General features: G+C 59.3%; 16 protein-coding genes. 9 read left to right on the top strand and 7 right to left on the bottom strand.

The window, feature by feature from the left end; translation table 11 throughout:
* Positions 1–5: 5 nt before the first annotated feature.
* Complete coding sequence (rpiA, locus tag HYX42_RS01015; RefSeq protein ID WP_293398742.1) at positions 6–677, bottom strand: ribose-5-phosphate isomerase RpiA; 672 nt, start codon at positions 675–677, stop codon at positions 6–8.
* Between the two features lie 90 nt (positions 678–767).
* On the opposite strand from rpiA, the gene HYX42_RS01010 reads away from it, so the two are divergent.
* The 3 genes from HYX42_RS01010 to HYX42_RS01000 all read left to right on the top strand — a co-directional run bounded on the left by HYX42_RS01010 (position 768) and on the right by HYX42_RS01000 (position 5029).
* Positions 768–1820: a quinone-dependent dihydroorotate dehydrogenase gene (locus HYX42_RS01010; RefSeq protein ID WP_293398741.1), complete on the top strand. Its 1053-nt coding sequence runs from the start codon at positions 768–770 to the stop codon at positions 1818–1820.
* A gap of 456 nt (positions 1821–2276) precedes the next feature.
* Positions 2277–4370, top strand: coding sequence for an NADPH-dependent 2,4-dienoyl-CoA reductase (locus HYX42_RS01005; protein WP_293398740.1), 2094 nt, complete (start codon positions 2277–2279; stop codon positions 4368–4370).
* A 215-nt stretch (positions 4371–4585) separates the two neighbouring features.
* Positions 4586–5029: a pilin gene (locus HYX42_RS01000; RefSeq protein ID WP_293398739.1), complete on the top strand. Its 444-nt coding sequence runs from the start codon at positions 4586–4588 to the stop codon at positions 5027–5029.
* A gap of 65 nt (positions 5030–5094) precedes the next feature.
* On the opposite strand, the gene HYX42_RS00995 is transcribed toward HYX42_RS01000, so the two are convergent.
* Together HYX42_RS00995 and HYX42_RS00990 are read right to left on the bottom strand one after the other, a co-directional pair.
* Positions 5095–6201, bottom strand: coding sequence for an NAD(P)/FAD-dependent oxidoreductase (locus tag HYX42_RS00995; protein ID WP_293398738.1), 1107 nt, complete (start codon positions 6199–6201; stop codon positions 5095–5097).
* A 15-nt stretch (positions 6202–6216) separates the two neighbouring features.
* Positions 6217–7074: an N-formylglutamate amidohydrolase gene (locus HYX42_RS00990; protein WP_293398737.1), complete on the bottom strand. Its 858-nt coding sequence runs from the start codon at positions 7072–7074 to the stop codon at positions 6217–6219.
* A 192-nt stretch (positions 7075–7266) separates the two neighbouring features.
* Between HYX42_RS00990 and HYX42_RS00985 the strand changes: the two genes are divergently transcribed.
* Positions 7267–7890, top strand: a complete 624-nt coding sequence (locus tag HYX42_RS00985) for an outer membrane beta-barrel protein (protein ID WP_293398736.1) — start codon at positions 7267–7269, stop codon at positions 7888–7890.
* A 121-nt stretch (positions 7891–8011) separates the two neighbouring features.
* Here HYX42_RS00985 and HYX42_RS00980 read toward each other — a convergent pair whose 3' ends face one another.
* A complete protein-coding gene (locus HYX42_RS00980; protein WP_293399977.1) occupies positions 8012–8905 on the bottom strand; it encodes a LysR family transcriptional regulator in 894 nt (297 codons plus the stop codon).
* 98 nt (positions 8906–9003) lie between these two features.
* On the opposite strand from HYX42_RS00980, the gene HYX42_RS00975 reads away from it, so the two are divergent.
* A complete protein-coding gene (locus tag HYX42_RS00975; protein WP_293398735.1) occupies positions 9004–9504 on the top strand; it encodes a multidrug/biocide efflux PACE transporter in 501 nt (166 codons plus the stop codon).
* Between the two features lies 1 nt (position 9505).
* Here the strand turns inward: HYX42_RS00975 and HYX42_RS00970 are convergent, their stop codons facing one another.
* On the bottom strand, positions 9506–10213 hold the full coding sequence (locus HYX42_RS00970; RefSeq protein ID WP_293398734.1) for an SIMPL domain-containing protein: 708 nt from the start codon (positions 10211–10213) through the stop codon (positions 9506–9508).
* A 261-nt stretch (positions 10214–10474) separates the two neighbouring features.
* Between HYX42_RS00970 and ompR the strand changes: the two genes are divergently transcribed.
* The 4 genes from ompR to HYX42_RS00950 all read left to right on the top strand — a co-directional run bounded on the left by ompR (position 10475) and on the right by HYX42_RS00950 (position 14244).
* Positions 10475–11212, top strand: coding sequence for a two-component system response regulator OmpR (gene ompR, locus HYX42_RS00965; protein WP_293398733.1), 738 nt, complete (start codon positions 10475–10477; stop codon positions 11210–11212).
* A gap of 93 nt (positions 11213–11305) precedes the next feature.
* Entirely contained in the window at positions 11306–12682 is a 1377-nt protein-coding gene (locus HYX42_RS00960; protein ID WP_293398732.1) for a sensor histidine kinase, read from the top strand.
* 44 nt (positions 12683–12726) lie between these two features.
* Entirely contained in the window at positions 12727–13671 is a 945-nt protein-coding gene (locus tag HYX42_RS00955; protein ID WP_293398731.1) for a hypothetical protein, read from the top strand.
* A 360-nt stretch (positions 13672–14031) separates the two neighbouring features.
* Positions 14032–14244: a hypothetical protein gene (locus HYX42_RS00950; protein WP_293398730.1), complete on the top strand. Its 213-nt coding sequence runs from the start codon at positions 14032–14034 to the stop codon at positions 14242–14244.
* 30 nt (positions 14245–14274) lie between these two features.
* On the opposite strand, the gene HYX42_RS00945 is transcribed toward HYX42_RS00950, so the two are convergent.
* Complete coding sequence (locus tag HYX42_RS00945) at positions 14275–15783, bottom strand: TolC family protein (RefSeq protein WP_293398729.1); 1509 nt, start codon at positions 15781–15783, stop codon at positions 14275–14277.
* Complete coding sequence (locus HYX42_RS00940) at positions 15780–17948, bottom strand: peptidase domain-containing ABC transporter (RefSeq protein ID WP_293398728.1); 2169 nt, start codon at positions 17946–17948, stop codon at positions 15780–15782. The genes HYX42_RS00945 and HYX42_RS00940 overlap by 4 nt, the downstream gene beginning before the upstream one ends.

Here is a 17948-nt window from a genome sequence, read left to right as displayed (position 1 = left end):
CTGGCTTAAAACAGCATCGTCTTGACGCCGCCGGGGGCACCCAGCAGGCAGACGTCGGCTTTCTGGAAAGCGAAGACCCCGACAGTCACCACACCGGGCCACTGGTTGACCTGGGACTCAAAACCCAGGGGGTCGATGATCTTCAGGCCTGTGACGTCCAGGATGTGCTGGCCGTTGTCGGTCACCAGCGGCACACCGTCCTTGAGCCGCAATGCGGCCACACCGCCCAGAGCCGCAAATTGACGAGTGATTCGACCAGTCGCCATGGGAATCACCTCCACCGGAACCGGGAAAGCCCCCAACGTCTTCACCAGCTTGGACTCATCCGCAATACACACAAATTTGCGCGACTGGGCGGCGACGATTTTCTCGCGCGTGAGGGCTGCACCGCCGCCCTTGATCATGTAGCCGGCGTGGTCTATCTCATCGGCACCGTCGATGTAGACGGCCAGCTCATCGACCTCGGTGGCGTCAAACACCTTGATGCCCAGCGCCTGCAGGCGTGCCGTGGAGGCGGTTGAGCTGGACACGGCGCCTGCAATCTGGTCTTTCATGCCGGCCAGCGCATCAATGAATTTGTTGACCGTTGAACCGGTGCCTACACCCACGATGCTGCCGGGTTCGACATAAAGCAGTGCTGCCTGGCCAACCAGGGTTTTGAGTTCGTCTTGGGTCATGGTGGGCTTGGGTGTCAGTTGGGGGAATGGAGGGCCGGAATGTGTTTTGCGACAATGGCGCTTGCTGCACAGTACACAACAAATTATCCAATGTCCCTGATCCCTTACGCCCTCGCCCGCCCCTTTTTATTTGGCCTGGATGCCGAAACCGCCCATGAACTGACGATGGCCTCGCTGGCGCGTACCCAGGGCACGCCGCTGTCGCTGGCTTACTGCAACACCCGAGTCGATGACCCGATCGAGCTGGCCGGCCTGAAGTTTCCCAACCGGGTGGGCCTGGCCGCAGGCCTGGATAAAAACGCGCGCTGCATTGACGGCCTCGCCGCCATGGGATTCGGTTTTATTGAAGTCGGCACGGTAACCCCCAAGGCGCAACCCGGCAACCCCAAACCGCGCATGTTCCGCCTGCCGCAGGCCAATGCCCTGATCAACCGCCTTGGGTTCAACAACGACGGTCTGGATGCTTTTATTGCCAACGTACAGGCATCACGGGTTCGCAAGCAAACGGGTCCGGCTGCACTGCTGCTGGGCCTCAACATAGGCAAGAACGCCGCCACACCTATCCAGGATGCCGTGGATGACTACCTCATCGGCCTCAACGGCGTTTATCCGCATGCGGACTATGTGACCATCAACATCTCCAGCCCCAACACCAAAAACCTGCGCACCCTGCAGAGTGACGAGGCCCTTGACGCGCTTTTGGGCCCCATTGCCAAACGCCGCGAGACGCTGGCCAGCCGCCACGGCAAGCGCGTGCCGCTTTTCGTGAAGATTGCGCCCGACCTTGATGAAGACCAGGTCAGCCTGCTGGCCGCCACCCTCAAACGCCACGGGATGGACGGCGTGATTGCCACCAACACCACCATCAGCCGCGAAGCCGTCAAGGGCATGGTCCATGCCGAAGAAGCCGGCGGGCTCAGCGGCGCACCAGTGCTGGAGGCGAGCAACCGCGTGATCAGCCTGTTGCGGGCGTCCCTGGGCAAGGGCTTTCCCATCATTGGCGCGGGCGGCGTGATGAGCGGCGCTGACGCGGCCTCGAAGATAAAAGCCGGTGCTGATGTGGTCCAGATCTACACCGGGCTGATCTACAAGGGCCCCGCACTCGTCACCGAAGCCGCACTGGCGATCAAAAAGATGCGCTGATGCCGCTGGGGCGGTGATTGCGGAGCTGCTACGCGCGCCCACTCGCCAGCCAGACTCGCCTGAATCTGGCTCCAGGCCTGAAATTGCTATCATTTAAATAGCTGCTCACGTGTGTATTTATTGGTCTGGCGGCATATTTGATGCCTGAAAATGACCTTTTTGGGCTGATTTTTGACCTCCAAAACGCCGCAAAGCCTTCCAGCAGGCCAAATGTTAATACCCAACTTAACATTTGGCGGTTTTTTAACATATACGTTAAATTTTCAGGATTCTCCGCCGGCCAGACGGGGCAAGCCATTTCGCACACCCGCACGCGAAACCGGGCCAGCCTGAAAGGGTTTACACCGAGCCGCCATAGAGGCCCGCCACTAAGCATGCCCCGGACGCGGGCATCCGCGGCATTCGGGCCAAACCTGCCGCTACCATCGTGCGCACATTGACAAAACAAGAACCCGCATGGCGCACCTTCCCACCCCAGGCTCTTCATCCGCCTCCCCCTACCCCCACCTGCTCGCACCACTAGACCTCGGTTTCACCACGCTGAAAAACCGCGTGCTCATGGGCAGCATGCACACCGGACTGGAAGACGGGCGCAAGCACTTCCCGGCGATGGCAGCCTACTTCGCAGAGCGCGCACGCGGCGGCGTGGGCCTGATGGTCACGGGCGGGTTTGCACCCAACATTGCGGGCTGGACAAAACCCTTTGCCGGCATGCTCGCCAGTTCAGGCGCAGCCCGCAGGCACAAACAGGTGACAGACGCCGTGCACGCGGAAGGCGGCAAGATCGCACTGCAGATCCTGCACACGGGCAGGTACGGCTACCACCCGCTGTGCGTCGCGCCCTCACGCATACAAAGCCCCATCTCACCCTTCACGCCACGCGAGCTCAGCGCGGCAGGCGTCGAACGCCAGATCAAGGCCTTCATACGCTGCGCCCTGCTGGCACGCGATGCCGGTTACGACGGCGTGGAGATCATGGGCAGCGAAGGTTATTTCATCAACCAGTTCCTGGTGACCCACACCAACCATCGCAAGGATGAATGGGGCGGCTCCTACGCCAACCGCATGCGGCTGGCGATTGAAATCGTCAGACGCACGCGTGAAGCCGTCGGCCGTGACTTCATCATCATCTACAGGCTGTCGATGATTGACCTGATTCCCGATGGCAGCAGTTGGGCAGAAGTGGTCGAGCTTGGCAAGGCAGTGGCGGCCGCCGGCGCCACGCTGATCAACAGCGGCATAGGCTGGCATGAGGCTCGTGTGCCGACGATTGCCACCTCGGTGCCGCGCGGTGCGTTTACCTGGGTGACCAAAAAGCTGCGCGCTGACCTGCGCGCTGCAGGCGTCAATATTCCCGTGGTCACCAGCAACCGCATCAACACGCCGGAAGTCGCTGAACAGGTGCTGGACGACGGCTGCGCAGACATGGTCAGCATGGCCCGGCCCTTTCTGGCCGACCCGGATTTTGTCAACAAGGCGGCGCAGGGTCGCGGGCAGGACATCAACACCTGCATCGCCTGCAACCAGGCCTGCCTTGACCACGCCTTCCAGGCCAAGCTGGCCAGTTGCCTCGTCAACCCGCGCGCCGTGCATGAGACCGAACTGGTCATCAAACTCTCGCCTGTAAAGAAGCGCGTAGCAGTGATTGGCGCCGGGCCAGCCGGCCTTGCAGCAGCAACCACGCTGGCCCAGCGCGGCCACCTTGTGGATCTTTACGATTCCGCCGACCGCATAGGCGGACAGTTCAATCTGGCCAAGCGCGTGCCCGGCAAGGAGGAGTTTGAAGAAACACTGCGCTATTTCGGTCGTCGCATAGAGGCCACCGGCGTCAAGCTGCACCTTGATACGCGAATGGATGCGGCAGCCCTGATCGGCGGCAAATTTGACGACGTCATTCTTGCCACGGGGGTCACACCCAGAAACCCGCGCATCCCCGGCCAGGACCACCCGGCCGTGCTCAGCTATATAGATGTGCTGCTGGGCCGCAAACCCGTGGGGCAACGCGTCGCGCTGATCGGGGCAGGCGGAATCGGTTTTGATATTGCTGAATTCCTTGTGTCCGAGCCCGGCCACTCCACCGCGCTTGATCTGCCGGCCTGGCTTGCCGAATGGGGCGTGACCGACCCGGAACAGGCACGCGGCGGCGTGGTGCGCCCTGTCAGCACCCCGCCGGCACGGCAGGTCACGCTGCTGCAGCGCAAACCCGGCAAGCTGGGCAAGGGCCTGGGCAAGACCACGGGCTGGATACACCGCGCAGCCCTCAAGATGAAAAACGTCGAGATGCTGTCGGGCGTGAATTACGAAAGCATAGGCGCGCATGGCGATAGTCTGGGGCTCTTCATCACTTTCGGAGAAAAGCGCGAGAACGGCACTGTGCTGGAAGTCGACAGCATCGTGCTGTGCGCAGGGCAGGAACCCCTGCGCGAGCTGCTCGAACCGCTGCGTGCTGCGGGGGTCACCACGCACCTGATAGGCGGTGCAGATGAAGCCTCGGAACTGGACGCCAAACGTGCGATTGATCAGGGGACGCGGCTGGCAGCGGTGCTCTGATTTGCAACATCGGCTGCAAATTTGACTTTGCTCGCGACAAGGCCGCCGCCGCCTCTCGCCAGAAAGACAAAATTGTCACACTCGCTGCAAAAATATAGCAAAAAAGTGAAAATTTACGCGATAACCCTGATTTTTTGCCTTTATCGGGATGCTGCAAAGCTGGTCTGAAAACTGCTTAGTCTGGTTGGATCATATTTTTAACAGGAGGAGTATTTATGAAGCGTGCTATTCAAAAGGGTTTTACCCTGATCGAGCTGATGATTGTTGTTGCCATCATCGGTATCCTGGCTGCTGTAGCCCTGCCGGCTTATCAGGACTACACAACCCGCGCCAAAGTGTCTGAAATTGTTCTGGCCGCGTCGTCTGCACGGACGTCGATTGCTGAATATGTTGCCGCCAGCGGTGCGTTTCCAGCCACCGCATCGGATGCCGCCATCGCCACTCAGTCCTCAAAATATGTGGCATCGCTGGTTTATTCCAACACGAGCGCTTCATCTGGCCTTGTGACGGTGACCGCTCAGGGCGACAGCAGCATTACCGGCAAGACGGTTCAGCTGGCTGGCACCACGGGTCAAAATGGTGTGGTGATCTGGGTTTGCGGACCTGGAACCGGTACGCCAATGGACACCAAATATCTGCCAGCAAGCTGCCGCGGTTAAGCTTGACTGCCTGATGACCAAAGCCCCTTCACAGGGGCTTTTTTACGTGCTGACCGCCATTAGGGCTAGTGCCTGTTTTGCAGCATCTCACTGACGCAGCGCGCTATGGCCATGCAGCTCGTCAGGCCTGGCGATTCAATGCCAAACAGGTTCACCAGCCCACGCACGCCGTGGTCCAGAGAGCCTTGAATGACGAAGTCCCCTGCGGGCTCGCCCGGCCCGTGCAGCTTGGGCCGTATGCCTGCATACCCGGGCTGCAGCGCGCCGTCGGCAAGCGCCGGCCAGTATTTGCGAACCTCGGCATAAAAAGCCTCGCCGCGCGCAGCATCAACCACCAGGTCGTCGGCTGATTCAACCCACTGCACGTCAGGCCCAAATTTCGCCTGGCCACCGAGGTCAATCGTCAGGTGCACGCCCAGCCCCGCAGCTTCGGGAACCGGGTAGATCAGGCGGCCAAATGGCGAGCGGCCAGCGAGTGTGAAGTAGTTTCCCTTGGCGTAGTGGCTGACGGGTACAAATTCCGCCGGCAGCCCCTCGAATTTTCCGGCCAGCAAGGGCGCGTTCAACCCGGCCGCATTCACCACGGTGTTTGCATTCAGGCAGGTGCCGTCAACCGTGGTCAACACCGCACCCGTCTGGCTGAATACGGCATGGGCCAGCGGCGAGTTGAACGCCACCATGCCGCCCGCGTTTTCAAGATCACCCTGCATTGAGAGCATCAGCGCATGGCTGTCGACAATGCCGGTGCCCGGCGAATGCACCGCGGCCATGCACTCCAGGGCGGGCTCCAGTGCCCTCGCCTCATCCCGGGTCAACAGCACCAGGTCATGCACGCCGTTGGCAGCGGCTTTTTCAATGATGGCCTGCAACTGCACCACCTGCGCGGCGCTGGTCGCCACAATCAGTTTGCCGCAACGGCTGTGGCCAATACCCCGCTCTTCGCAGTAGGCATAGAGCAGTTGCTTGCCTTCGACACACAGGCGCGCCTTCAATGAGCCTTGCGGGTAATAAATGCCTGCATGAATGACCTCGCTGTTGCGTGAACTGGTGCCCGTGCCTATGGCGGAAGCAGCCTCAAGCACCATCACCTCACGGCCCTGCAGGGCAAGCGCACGCGCTGTGGCCAGGCCCACCACGCCCGCACCAATCACTACACAATCAACCTCTTCCATCAGTCTTCCTGCCAGTCACAGTTTGCGCGGGTTGATGTCCAGAAGCCGCCGGACCAGTGACCCGAGATTTTTCTTCAGGGCGTCGAAGCCCTCGTTCATCTCAAGGGTTTCTTCGTTCATGTACAGCTTGCGGTTGATCTCCAGCTGGATGCTGTGGCGATGCAAGCCGGGGTTGCCATAACGGCGTACCAGTTCCACACCCTTGTAGGGGTGGTTGTAGGCCACGCTGTAGCCGAGCGAAGACAGGTGCTCGCAGAGCTGCCGTGAAAGCGCGGGGCTGGCCGTAGACCCGTCACGGTCGCCCACCACAAAATCGGCATGCGCCTCACCCGGAAAGTCTGTGGCCTTGCTCGAGGCAACCGCCGGCATCGAGTGGCAATTGAGGTGGATGCTGTAGCCGTGCATGCGGTGCGCCTCATCAATTGCAGCCCCTACCGCGGCGTGATAGGGCTTCCAGCAGCGATCAATACGCGACTTCACCTCTGCCACCGAGAGCTTGCGCCTGTAGAGCGGCAGGCCGTCATCTGTCGTGCGCCAGATCAGACCCTTGCCCAGCCGGACCTTGGACATGATGCGCGGGTCTGTCTCGACCGGGTCCGGCCAGGCCTCATCGAAGAGCGTGACATCCACTTCTGTGGTGTTGCGGTTCACATCCAGATAACTGCGTGGAAAAAACGCTTCAATCCAGTGCACTCCCAAAGCAGGTGCAAAGTCATAGAGTTTCTCGACATGTGTGTCTTCTGCACGCCTCAACACAGGCATATCGCAGGCATGCCCGAAATCTTCAGGGTAAGCGGTGCCGCTGTGCGGCGAGTCAAGCACCAGGACAGAGCTTCCCCTGACATGGCGAACAAGCTGTGCAGGTGAATTCATGCGGCCAATTGTGCCCCGTCCAGACCTGAATGCGGCCTGAACCGGCGGCCTTCATGGCCCAGCGTCAGTCATGTCCTACAAGGGCCGCCCTGCCGCACCTACACAGGGCGCGCTTACGCGCAAATAGAGTGCATTCACCTCCAGCATGTATGGAGTTGCAGATAAACATCACGACATACCAAAGGACGAATCGTGACTAAAACCAAATTGAGCCGCGTATTGACCGGGCTGGCCCTGGCCGCCGGATCTTTCACAGTAGCCATGAGCGCGCAGGCGCAAACCACACAAACGGGCTCCGGCTCGAGTGGCTATTCCATGTATGCGCCCGGTTCCGGGTATTTCGGCTTCAACGCCGGCCGTTCACGTTATGGTGACCGTACGCCCGGCCTCGGCGGATTTATCAATGACCGCAACAACAACGCCTACAGCCTGTACGGCGGCAGCTACTTCAACAACAATTTCGGCCTTGAGCTGGGCTATAACGACTTTGGCCGTGTCAACCGCTTCGGTGGATCCACCACCGCAAACGGCATCAGCCTGAGCCTTGTGGGCAGGTTGCCGCTTGGTCAGTCTTTCAACCTGCTCGGCCGCGTGGGTGGCAGCTACGTCCGCACAGACGTCTCCACCTCTCCGGCCAGCGGTGTTACCGGAGGACGCGACAGCCGCTTCGGTGCGTCTTATGGCATTGGCGCTGAATGGAACTTCACGCCGGCGTGGTCCGCAGTCCTGCAGTATGACGAATACAACCCACGATACAAGGGCGGCGGCAGCGAACGTCTCAACACCACCACCCTGGGTGTGCGTTACCACTTCTGATTTTTCCCCGGAGTATTCCTGACCTCAAACCTGCATGCCCTCACGGGCTTGCAGGTTTTTTTATGCGACTACCCCGGAGAAACTTAGGCCAGAGAGAAAGGGCGCCGCGTATAGGCGCAGCTTATTTTGGCGTGCCTGGCGCCTGCCCAGGCAAGGCGAGCATTTCATGAAGCAACCACGTGCCTGCGCGGCCCAGCGGCCTCCGCCGTGACCAGACGGCATCTACCGGCACGCGGCGTGGCCAGCCGCGCGCATCCAGCTCCTTCAATTTGTCTGCAGCGAACCGGGTCACCATCCAGCGCGGAATGGCGGCCCAGCCCATGCCCAACACCGCCATCTCCAGCAGCATCAGGTAGCTGGGTGCGGACCAGGCTCTCCGGGCTGCGGAAACGGCCTGTTGTTCGGGCTCAAGATAGGTCTCAAGCCTGAGCTCGCGAAAGCCATTCAGCACGTCCGGCGTGATGTCGGTCATGTTCGCCAGCGGGTGGGAAGTCGCGACGAACAAGGTAATTTCAGACTGCTCTGCAATGGTCGCCGACCCGATATCCGGCGGATAAACCGCCTGCGCAGCCACCACGCCAATCTGGGCCCGGCCTGTTTGCACCAGCGATACAAGGTCCCCGTGCTCGGCAATCAGGCATTCAAATTCAAGATCCGGGAACTGCTGGTCAAACGCTTGCAGCATTTCCTCGAAGCGGTCTGACTGGTAGGTGTCCGACCAGACCACCCCAAGTTTCACCTCCAGCTCACCACCCAGCTGGCTGGCAGCCAGGTCAAGCCGGTCACTGGCGGCAAGGATATCTTTGACCCGGCCCAGCAGCACGCGCCCCTCAGGAGTCAAGCCGGGCTTACGGGTGCTGCGATCAAACAGCGTCACGCCCAGATCAACTTCGAGGTTGGCGATGGCAGTACTTACCGTGGATTGGCTTTTGCCCAGTTTGCGTGCAGCGGCCGAGAAAGAACCCAGCGTGGCAGCTTCGGCGAAAGCTGAAAGGGCTTCGGGAGAATGACGCACGAATTCAATCAATCATCGATTTTATAGATGGTTATCGATTTTAATCCATTGACCATAAAGATGAAAATACAGACATTAACCTGACGATGACACCCACGATGAATACACACCGATCGATAAAGGAACGCTTTTTCCACGCTCTGGGTTTCGAGGTGCTCGCCATTGCCATATGCGCACCACTGGGTGCCTGGCTCCTCGATCGCCCGCTGGCACACATGGGCCTGCTGACCCTGATGATCTCCCTGATGGCCATGACCTGGAACATGGTCTTCAATGCGGCGTTTGACCGCGCCCAGCAACGCATGGGTTTTCGCCGCACCCTGCTTGCAAGGGCGGTGCATGCCGTACTGTTTGAAATTGGCCTGTTGATCGCAGTCGTGCCTTTGGCGGCCTGGTGGCTTTCAATCAGCCTGTGGCACGCCTTTGTACTGGATATCGGGATCGTGCTGTTCTTTTTGCCGTACACGTTTGGCTTTAACTGGACCTACGACTACCTGAGGGAAGCCATCCTCAGGAAACGAAAAGCCCGGGCCCAACTGAAGCGCTGCCCTGCGTCAAAAGCCGTTGCGACAAATGAGCGCTCACCCGCAAACGGGTGACTTATCTCATCTGAACCGATCCGCTGACATTGACGACGACCGTGCTCTTGCCGGCTTCCACAGAAACAGGGGAATCAGACATTTCGGATTTGGCCTGCATGGCCATGACCCGGGGGCGCGGAACCGGACCCTGGTCGTTGGCGTTGATGGAGACTTCACGCAAGGTGTAGCTGGTGAAACCAAAGCCTCTGGCAACATCAAGCGCCCTGGCCTTGAAACGCTCGATGGCCTGGGTCTGCGCCTCACCCTCCACTTTCGCACGCTGTTCACGGCTCAAGGAGAAGCTCACATTACCCAGGGTCAGTGTCTGGATCTTCCCTGCAGTGGTGGTGATGCGGGAAAAGTCCCTGCCTTCAAGCACCAGTTCCGTGGACCCCTGCCAGCCATTGATCTTGCCGTCCTTGCCATAACGCGGGTATAGGCTGAAGTTGCCGGTTCGCAGGTCAAGCTGGCCGGGAAGCACCGCCGGCCTTGCCTGCGCCAGTGCTGCATCCAGCGCCTGTTTCAGCTGCGTTTGAACAACTGTGGCGTCGGCACCGTCACGTGTGGTGCTCAATGAAATCGAGAGCACATCCTGCTGCACCTCAACTGAACCACTGGCTGAAAGCTGGGCGACATTTTGCGGCGCTTCACGGAAAACGGTCTGGGCAAAAAGCCCGCTTGTAGCGGCCAGCAAGGCAAAGCCGGCGATCAGTCTTGAGGTGTGCATCAGGGTTCTTTCACAAGGGTTTTTATTTGGGCCCGGGCCGTCTGCAATGCGGGGCGTCCCGGTCGAGGGCAATATTTTCCCTTGCGGCCGACGGCAAATTTTGAACTGGCGAATTCTGACTACAAACGCGCGGGTCAGGATCGCCGTATAAATTGCTTGTTCTTAACCATGTTTTGTAACAGTGTGTCAAAGTGAAGGAAAAATGCCACATCACACGTTTTCAGCCCTCAAAATGGCCATGTTACAAATTACCGGATCACCATGAACCAAGCTACAACGACTGCCCGCGCCGACAAAATTCTTATCCTTGACGATGATGCCCGTATCCGCGATCTGCTCCGGCGCTACCTCGCCCAGGAAGGGTTTGAGGTCATCCTTGCAGAGGACAGCAAAGCGCTCAACAGGATCATGTTGCGTGATGCCGTGGACCTGATCGTGCTGGACCTGATGATGCCGGGCGAAGACGGGTTGTCGATATGCCGCCGCCTGCGCGCAGCCAACGACCGGACCCCCATCATCATGCTGACCGCCAAAAGCGAAGACGTGGATCGCATCGTGGGCCTTGAGGTCGGTGCGGATGATTACCTGTCCAAGCCCTTCAACCCCCGCGAACTGCTGGCACGTATCCATGCGGTTCTGAGGCGCCGTCCAACAGCCGAGGTGCCAGGAGCTCCTTCGGTCGACCAGGAGGTCATCACTTTCGGACCGTTCTCATTCGACATGGGTTTGCGTACGCTGCACAAGAACGGCGAAGAACTCCCCCTCACGACCGGCGAGTTCGCCATGCTGAAAACGCTGGTGCGCCATCCCCGACAACCCCTGTCGCGGGAAAAGCTGGCCCAACTGGCACGGGGCCGTGAGTTCGAGCCCTTCGACAGAAGTCTGGACGTCCAGGTATCACGGCTGCGCAAGCTGATCGAGGTGGATGCTGCCGTGCCCCGCTATATCCAGACGGTTTGGGGCGTGGGCTATGTATTTGTGCCGGACGGCACCAACTGACGGGTCTGTCACGGGCCGGTATTGAAAACAGTCTTTACCGATAGACGACGCTCAGCATAAACTTGTGTGCACATCAAGGCGCACAACAAGTACATGGATTTCACAAGCCCGGCTCCCCTCGAAACTGCACCCGCACCGCTGGAACTGCGGCCGCGGCGCGGTTTCAGCCTTTTCTGGCGCACTTTCTTTTTCCTGTCGCTGCTGCTTTTCGGGTCGATAGTTGCCTGGCTCCAGACCTTCCGGTCCCTTGAGTCCGAACCCCGCGCCATTCAGAGTGCCCAGCAATTGGCGTCGCTCGTCAATCTGAGCCGTGCAGCATTGCGTTATTCCGATGCCATTGCGCGCGTTTCCCTCATCAAGACACTTGCGGACGAAGAGCGTGTTCGCATCACGATGCACGAGCCCAAAGACAGGTTCGAGGTTTTTGAAAGTGATGATCTGGGCGAGCGCATCACCGAAGAGCTCAAGACACGGCTTGGCCCCAGCACCATCGTGGCCAGCAGCGTCAATGGCGAAAAAGGCCTCTGGGTGGGCTTCACCATAGACCGGGACTCCTTCTGGCTGCTGACCGATGTGTCCCGGGTGGGGCCGTCCAGAGGCAGTACCTGGGTCATATGGCTCATTACCGCAGCCGTGCTCTCGCTGGCAGGCGCTGCATTCATCGCACGCCTGATCAACCGGCCGCTCAAACAGCTGTCGTTCGCGGCGAGCCGCATGCGTGATGGCGATTTCGATGCGAGCCTGCTCGACGAGAAGGCGGCGACGAGTGAAATCCGCGAGGTCAACATCGGCTTCAACCGCATGGCCGAGCAGCTTTCGAAAATAGAGCAGGACAGGGTCATCATGCTGGCCGGCATTTCACATGACCTGCGTACCCCCCTGGCACGCCTGCGCCTGGAAACCGAGATGAGCGTCTCCGATGAAGATGCGCGCGCCCACATGGCTGCAGATATCTCGCAACTCGACGCCATCATCGACAAGTTTCTGGATTACGCCAGGCCCGACCCTGCCCAACTGGCGCCGGTGTCGCTCAATGCGGTGGTGGAGGCCGCAGCGTACGCAGTTGCGGACCACGAAGACCTGAAAATCACCATCTCCATACCTGATAACATGAATGTTCTGGCGGACGAGATCGAACTGCTCCGGGTCATTTCCAATCTTATCGAGAATGCCCGGAGGTATGGAAAAACGCCGGAAACCGGAATTGCGATCATCGATATCGCGGCCAGGGCCCGGGACCAGTGGGTGCTGATCAAGGTGCGCGATCACGGAATGGGTGTATCGCCGGAAACACTTCCCAAACTGACACGGCCGTTTTTCCGTGGTGATGCGGCACGGACGGCGGCTACAGGCGCCGGCCTCGGACTGGCCATCGTCGACAAGACGATTCAGCGTATGGGCGGCATCTTTGGACTGGCCAACACCGCCTCGGGCGGGCTGGCTGCGCACATCAAGTTGCGCAGGTGCTGAGTGCATGAGTCAATGCCGGGTTGAATCGCTCTCTAAAATCAGGCATGACATCAAAATCCGGCCGCAAAACCAGCACATCTCGAATAACAGTTGACCAGGAGCTGTGCCTCCTGGGGGTCACCCGTTTGCCCGACTTCATCGAATTTGTCCGCAAAAAGGCCGTTGATGGACGGGACATTGACGAGGGCACACTGGTTGACATGTGGCGAAAAGCGGCTGGCGTATTTGCCGGCCTGCAGGTTTCCGAGGCTGGAATAGCGGACAAACCCGAGGTCAAACCGCTCTCGCGCAAGCTTCAGGCGCATGTCGACAAGCTGACCAGGCTCCCGCACTTCCAGGCGTGCTTTCCGGCAGTCCCGGTCTCATTCGGGATGGTGGAACTCGACAAGCTGATCGTCAGCCAGCAGCACATCACACAATCCAGTGTCCAGAAAATGACCCGTTCGCTCAAAACGCCGCTGTCAGAAACGGCCCTGGCCGAACTTTGCCTGCCTCTCACGCCCGATCCATCGGCTTTTGGCGTTGCGCTTGAGGAAAACGGCCGGTATGTGTTTAGCTCGGATACCCACGATGCACGTTTTCTGGGGGCAAAACTCGTCAAACCTGCTGATATCAAGGGTCACACGGTCGGCGGCCATGTCCAGGCTGTGCTGGCGCTCAGCGTCGGGTTTACGACAAATGTATTAAATGTCGTGCGGTTCGGGCCACGCATGGTTCTGAACAACGGATATCACCGCGCCATAGCCCTGAGAAAACTGGGCATCACCCATGCACCGTGCCTCATTCAGGTCTGCGGCCACTGGGAGGAAGTGGGATTGGCCGGATCGCAGGAGGTGTATCACAACGCGGCGGTCTACTTCACAGCCAGCCGGCCGCCACTGCTCCGCGACTACGCCAATCCGGCACTGACCAGGGCATTTAACACCGTTCGCACGAGAAAGCAGATCACCCTGACTTACGAAGTGGACACCGCACAGTTGGGCCTTTAACGATCCGGCGGGATGTAATTGGGTCAAACTCGGAAACAATTTACTTGTAACCAGTTGAATCGCATCCACGCCCGCCAAATACACCCCCATTTGCCTGTAACAAATTACGCAAACAGCAAATCGAGGATGCGCTTATCAGGTGGGACATCAGCCAAATTGCCCCTTGCCGCCCCAAGACACGTGAAAATAGAGTCAAAAATGTGAAATATTTGACTTGTAACTAATTGCATCAAAATCAATTTACGACTTACAATTCAATTGTCGTTTGATCAGAGAGATCCATTATCTTGAAACCAAACGTAATTGGACCCAAAAAATCGGGCCCGCCACAGTTACTGAAGTAAAAATAAAGGAAGCATCATGCGAATTCTTACTCTTGAAGAAATGGAATTGGTAGCCGGCGGTTGCGGCAAGCCAAAGGCAAGGTCCCATAAAGCAGCATCGCCCAAGAAGCCAGGCCGTGGGGCTTGCGGTGGTCGCAGCAATAGCAGCAACAGCAGCAATAGCAGCAGCGAAGACGGCGGCACTGTGACGCCACCACCTCCGCCACCCGTCGATACCGGCACACTCTGATTTTTAAAAGCCCCTGAGTCAGGGGCTTTTTTATTTGCTCAGCACGATTCGCCCTGCGGCGACCTCCAGCCTGAGCCTTGCCTGGGCTTGCGAAATGCGCGCTTGCGCAAGCTGTGAGCGTGCGCCGGCCAGGGCGACCTGGGTTGCAATCAACTCAAGAATCGAACCTACACCCGCCTTGTAGCGCCCAAGGGTAATACGGTAGCTCTGGTTTGCCGATGACAGCAGCACTGTGGCGGCTTCCAGATTCTGGCCTTCTGTTTCCAGCAGTTTGATGTTTCGCCAGAGTTCGGACTCGACCTCCCGTTCTGCCTGAATAATCGCCTCTTCGCGGCTGCCAATCTGGGCCAGGATTTGTCCCTCCCTGGCCTGCTGCTCCACCTTGTTGAACAGGGGAATACTGGCCACCACCGATCCGCTCACGCTGTTGTCAGCGCGTCCATTTCGAACGCTGAAATCCCTGGTACTGCCAGCGCCAAGCGCCAGAGAAACACTCACACCGTCTTCCGCGCGGACAGAATCCAGCCGGGACTTCAGCGCAAGTACATCTGCCCTGGCGCCTCGCAGGCGGGGGTGGTCGAGCCTGGTGCTCTCCATCCAGGCCGCATCAAATCGCCTGCCGCCACCTGCCGGAAAGGCTTCAGAAAGTGGAGCCAGTTCAAGGTCGACAGCAACCGGAAAACCCATACCCACAGCCAGCGCACCGCGGGCCGTTTCCCAGACGCCCTCGCCGCGCACGCGGTCAAGTACGGCCTGTGCGAGTGCAGTCTGGGTTTGAAGCTTCTCGGACAGGGATGCCACCTGGGCATCGTACTTGGCCTGCGCAACCTGCACACTCTGGCGTGCCACCGCCTCGGTCTCCCTTAGCGCTTCCAGCCGGGACAGCGCTGCGGCGGCCTCCACATAAAGCCGCAAGGCTTCGTTGATGGCGTTCAGGGCAGCATTTTGCTGTGCCGCCCTGGCTGAACTCAATGTCTGGCGCGACTGTTCAAGATTGGCGTCACGTACCCCAGAGTCAAAAAGCACCCACGAGACACCCAGCGACCCGGTGCCACTTGCACTCAGGGAGCCCGAGCCGCTGTTGCTCAGGGGAATACGGTTGGTCGCCAGCTCTGCGTTGGCCGACATGCGAGGCCTGTAAGCGGACCTTGCCAGGTCCACGCCTGCCTGCTGCTCATCAACAAGCAGGACGGCCTGGTTATACAGCGGCGTCTTGCACATCACATACTGCACCGTGTCCATCAAGGTCAGGCGCTTGAGCATTGCAGGGCTCAGGTCGCGGCAGGAGGTACTGCCGGGCTCCTGTATGTTGATGGACAGGGGAAGAGGATCACCCTGCCCCGCCCCCGGACTGGTGGCCGCGGACGTACCTGGCAAAACGATTGAAGGTGCACGCGTGAGCAGGTTTAGCGAGGTGTCCATGCGCAATGGAATGGCCGCATCCACCGGGGTTTGTGCGTGTACCGAAAATCCGCAGGGCGCAAAGGCCATGGCCATCAGCCCTGCGATACCCGTCAGCCTGACGCCAGGACGTTTCACGCTGGCAACGCGGGAGACGGGGAATCCATCTCTACCTGCGCAAAATAACCTTGGGGAGAGCCGTCATAAACGACCTGCCCCCGGTTCATATCGACAACCCGGTGCGCAGCTTTGATGGTTTCCGGCCTGTGGGCAATAACGATGCGGGTGATGTTCAGCCCTGCGATGGAGGCATTGACCTGTATTTCACGCCTGACATCGAGATGGCTGGTGGCCTCATCGAGTATCAGCACCTGCGGCTTCTTGTACAGCGCCCGCGCCAGTGTGACACGCTGCTTCTGGCCACCGGACAGCACTGTCCCCATGTCGCCGACAAGCGTCTGGTATCCCATGGGCATGGCTTCGATGTCCGAAGCAATGGCGGCCAGCCTGGCCGATTCCTCGATATGGGCTGGATCCGGCCGGGGATCAAAAAAGCAGATGTTTTCGGCGATGGAGCCCGAGAACAGGGTGTCATCCTGCATCACCGTACCCACCATATCGCGCCACTCCTCATGGCCCATATGTTCAAGCGGAACGCCTCCGATATGAATGCTCCCGGAGGTGGGCTTCAACACACCCAGCAGGAGGTTGGCAAGCGTGGTTTTTCCACAGCCCGACGCGCCGGTAATGGCCACCGCCTCACCGGGCTTTATGAGCAGGTTCAGGCCATCCAGCACCCAGGGGTCCTGCTCTGCGTAACGGAAGCGCAGGTTTTCGATGCGTATCTCAGGCGCCTGCGATGCGGCCTGCGTGGTCAGGGTACGGCGCGTGTTGACCTCGGCCGGCGTCAGCACAACATCGGCCAGGCGTTCGCCATAGAGGGCAAGCATTTTCAGGTCAATGAACTGGTCAACCAGCCCTGTAAAACGTGCATCGAACTGGCCGCGGTAAGCCAGGAAAGCCACAAGCATGCCCACGCTGAGGTTGCCTGCAAGAATCTGGCTGGCACCCACCCACAGCAGAATGATGTTGAAGACGCCACTCAGCGTGCTTCGTGCGAGGCCGTAAAAAATGCGCAGCTTCTGGATCTTGAGCGAGGCATTTGTTTCATTGACCAGCAGTGTCTGCCATGCGCTCCTTCGCACCATTTGCCGTGAAAACAGCTTGATGGTCCGCATGCCGCGTATCGTCTCAAGGTAGTGGGTAGAGAGCGTTGCGGCACGTACGATCTGTTCTTCAGTCGCACGGTATAGCGGCTTGAACCAGGCGAGTCGAAGGCCGAGGTAAAGCGCAACTGCGAGAACCGAAACCCCGGCCAGGCTCGGGTTGTACAGGAACATCATGCCCAGCGTCAGGATGACCATGAGACCGTCAAACAGGGCTTCCACGAAAGCCCCGGTCAGCACGCGCTGGATCTCATCGATGGAATTGGTGCGGGAGACAATGTCGCCCAGATGCCGTTTCTGGAAATACTCAAGCGGCAGGCGAAGCAGGTGACTGAAGATGTTGGCCTTCCACTGCACCCGGATGGATGTGCTGATGGACAGCAGCAACCAGCTGCGCACGAGGCCTATGCCCTGCTGCACCAGCAAAAGCAGGAGAAAGCCCAGCGCCAGAGTCGTCAGCAGGCTGGTATCGCGCGACACAACAACCTGATCGACGATCAACTGCATGAACAGCGGGTTGACCAGCACGAAGACCTGCAGCACCAGCGACAGCGTCAGCAACTGGGCCAGGGAAGGCAGGAATCCCGAGACCTGGCCCGTCAACTGCCCCAGAGAAATGGATGTCTTTTCCTTGCGCGGCTCAAAACCGGGATCAGGCCACAACTCAAGGGCCACACCTGTGAAAAGCCGGGAAACTTCATCAAGCCGAAACTTGCGCTCCCCGACATCGGGGTCGTGAATCGTGATGGTGTTGCCCGTGACCGCCTTGAGCACCACAAAATGGTTCAGATCCCAATGCAGGATGGCGGGAAGGCGCAGCTTGTCGAGGTCCGGCAAGTCCAGCCTGACAGCCCGAAAACCCAGCTTTTCTTCCTGTGCAAGTTTGCCAAGTGACGCGAGCGTGATGCCCTTGAGGGAAATCGCATGGCGTGCGCGCAATGTCGCAAGATCGGTCATGACACCGTGGTAGCCCAGTACCATGGCCAGGCATGCCAGGCCGCACTCGGCAGCTTCTGTCTGGAGGATGACAGGCAGGCGTCGGCGCAAGCCCAGGGACAGCGATTCAATCCAGGCCAC

This window comes from Polaromonas sp. (assembly GCF_016185115.1).
Taxonomy (GTDB): Bacteria; Pseudomonadota; Gammaproteobacteria; order Burkholderiales; family Burkholderiaceae_C; genus Polaromonas.
The sequence above is the reverse complement of the archived record's forward strand: the minus strand, read 5'-3'. Positions and strand labels throughout refer to the sequence as shown.

Excerpts from the sequence above, each read along its gene's own strand:
- HYX42_RS00955 (WP_293398731.1), top strand. The coding sequence starts at position 12,727 with ATGACATCAAAATCCGGCCGCAAAACCAGCACATCTCGAATAACAGTT.
- HYX42_RS00995 (WP_293398738.1), bottom strand. The coding sequence starts at position 6,201 with ATGGAAGAGGTTGATTGTGTAGTGATTGGTGCGGGCGTGGTGGGCCTG.
- ompR (WP_293398733.1), top strand. The coding sequence starts at position 10,475 with ATGAACCAAGCTACAACGACTGCCCGCGCCGACAAAATTCTTATCCTT.
- HYX42_RS01000 (WP_293398739.1), top strand. The coding sequence starts at position 4,586 with ATGAAGCGTGCTATTCAAAAGGGTTTTACCCTGATCGAGCTGATGATT.
- rpiA (WP_293398742.1), bottom strand. The coding sequence starts at position 677 with ATGACCCAAGACGAACTCAAAACCCTGGTTGGCCAGGCAGCACTGCTT.
- HYX42_RS00975 (WP_293398735.1), top strand. The coding sequence starts at position 9,004 with ATGAATACACACCGATCGATAAAGGAACGCTTTTTCCACGCTCTGGGT.
- HYX42_RS00970 (WP_293398734.1), bottom strand. The coding sequence starts at position 10,213 with ATGCACACCTCAAGACTGATCGCCGGCTTTGCCTTGCTGGCCGCTACA.
- HYX42_RS01010 (WP_293398741.1), top strand. The coding sequence starts at position 768 with ATGTCCCTGATCCCTTACGCCCTCGCCCGCCCCTTTTTATTTGGCCTG.
- HYX42_RS00990 (WP_293398737.1), bottom strand. The coding sequence starts at position 7,074 with ATGAATTCACCTGCACAGCTTGTTCGCCATGTCAGGGGAAGCTCTGTC.
- HYX42_RS00960 (WP_293398732.1), top strand. The coding sequence starts at position 11,306 with ATGGATTTCACAAGCCCGGCTCCCCTCGAAACTGCACCCGCACCGCTG.
- HYX42_RS00950 (WP_293398730.1), top strand. The coding sequence starts at position 14,032 with ATGCGAATTCTTACTCTTGAAGAAATGGAATTGGTAGCCGGCGGTTGC.
- HYX42_RS01005 (WP_293398740.1), top strand. The coding sequence starts at position 2,277 with ATGGCGCACCTTCCCACCCCAGGCTCTTCATCCGCCTCCCCCTACCCC.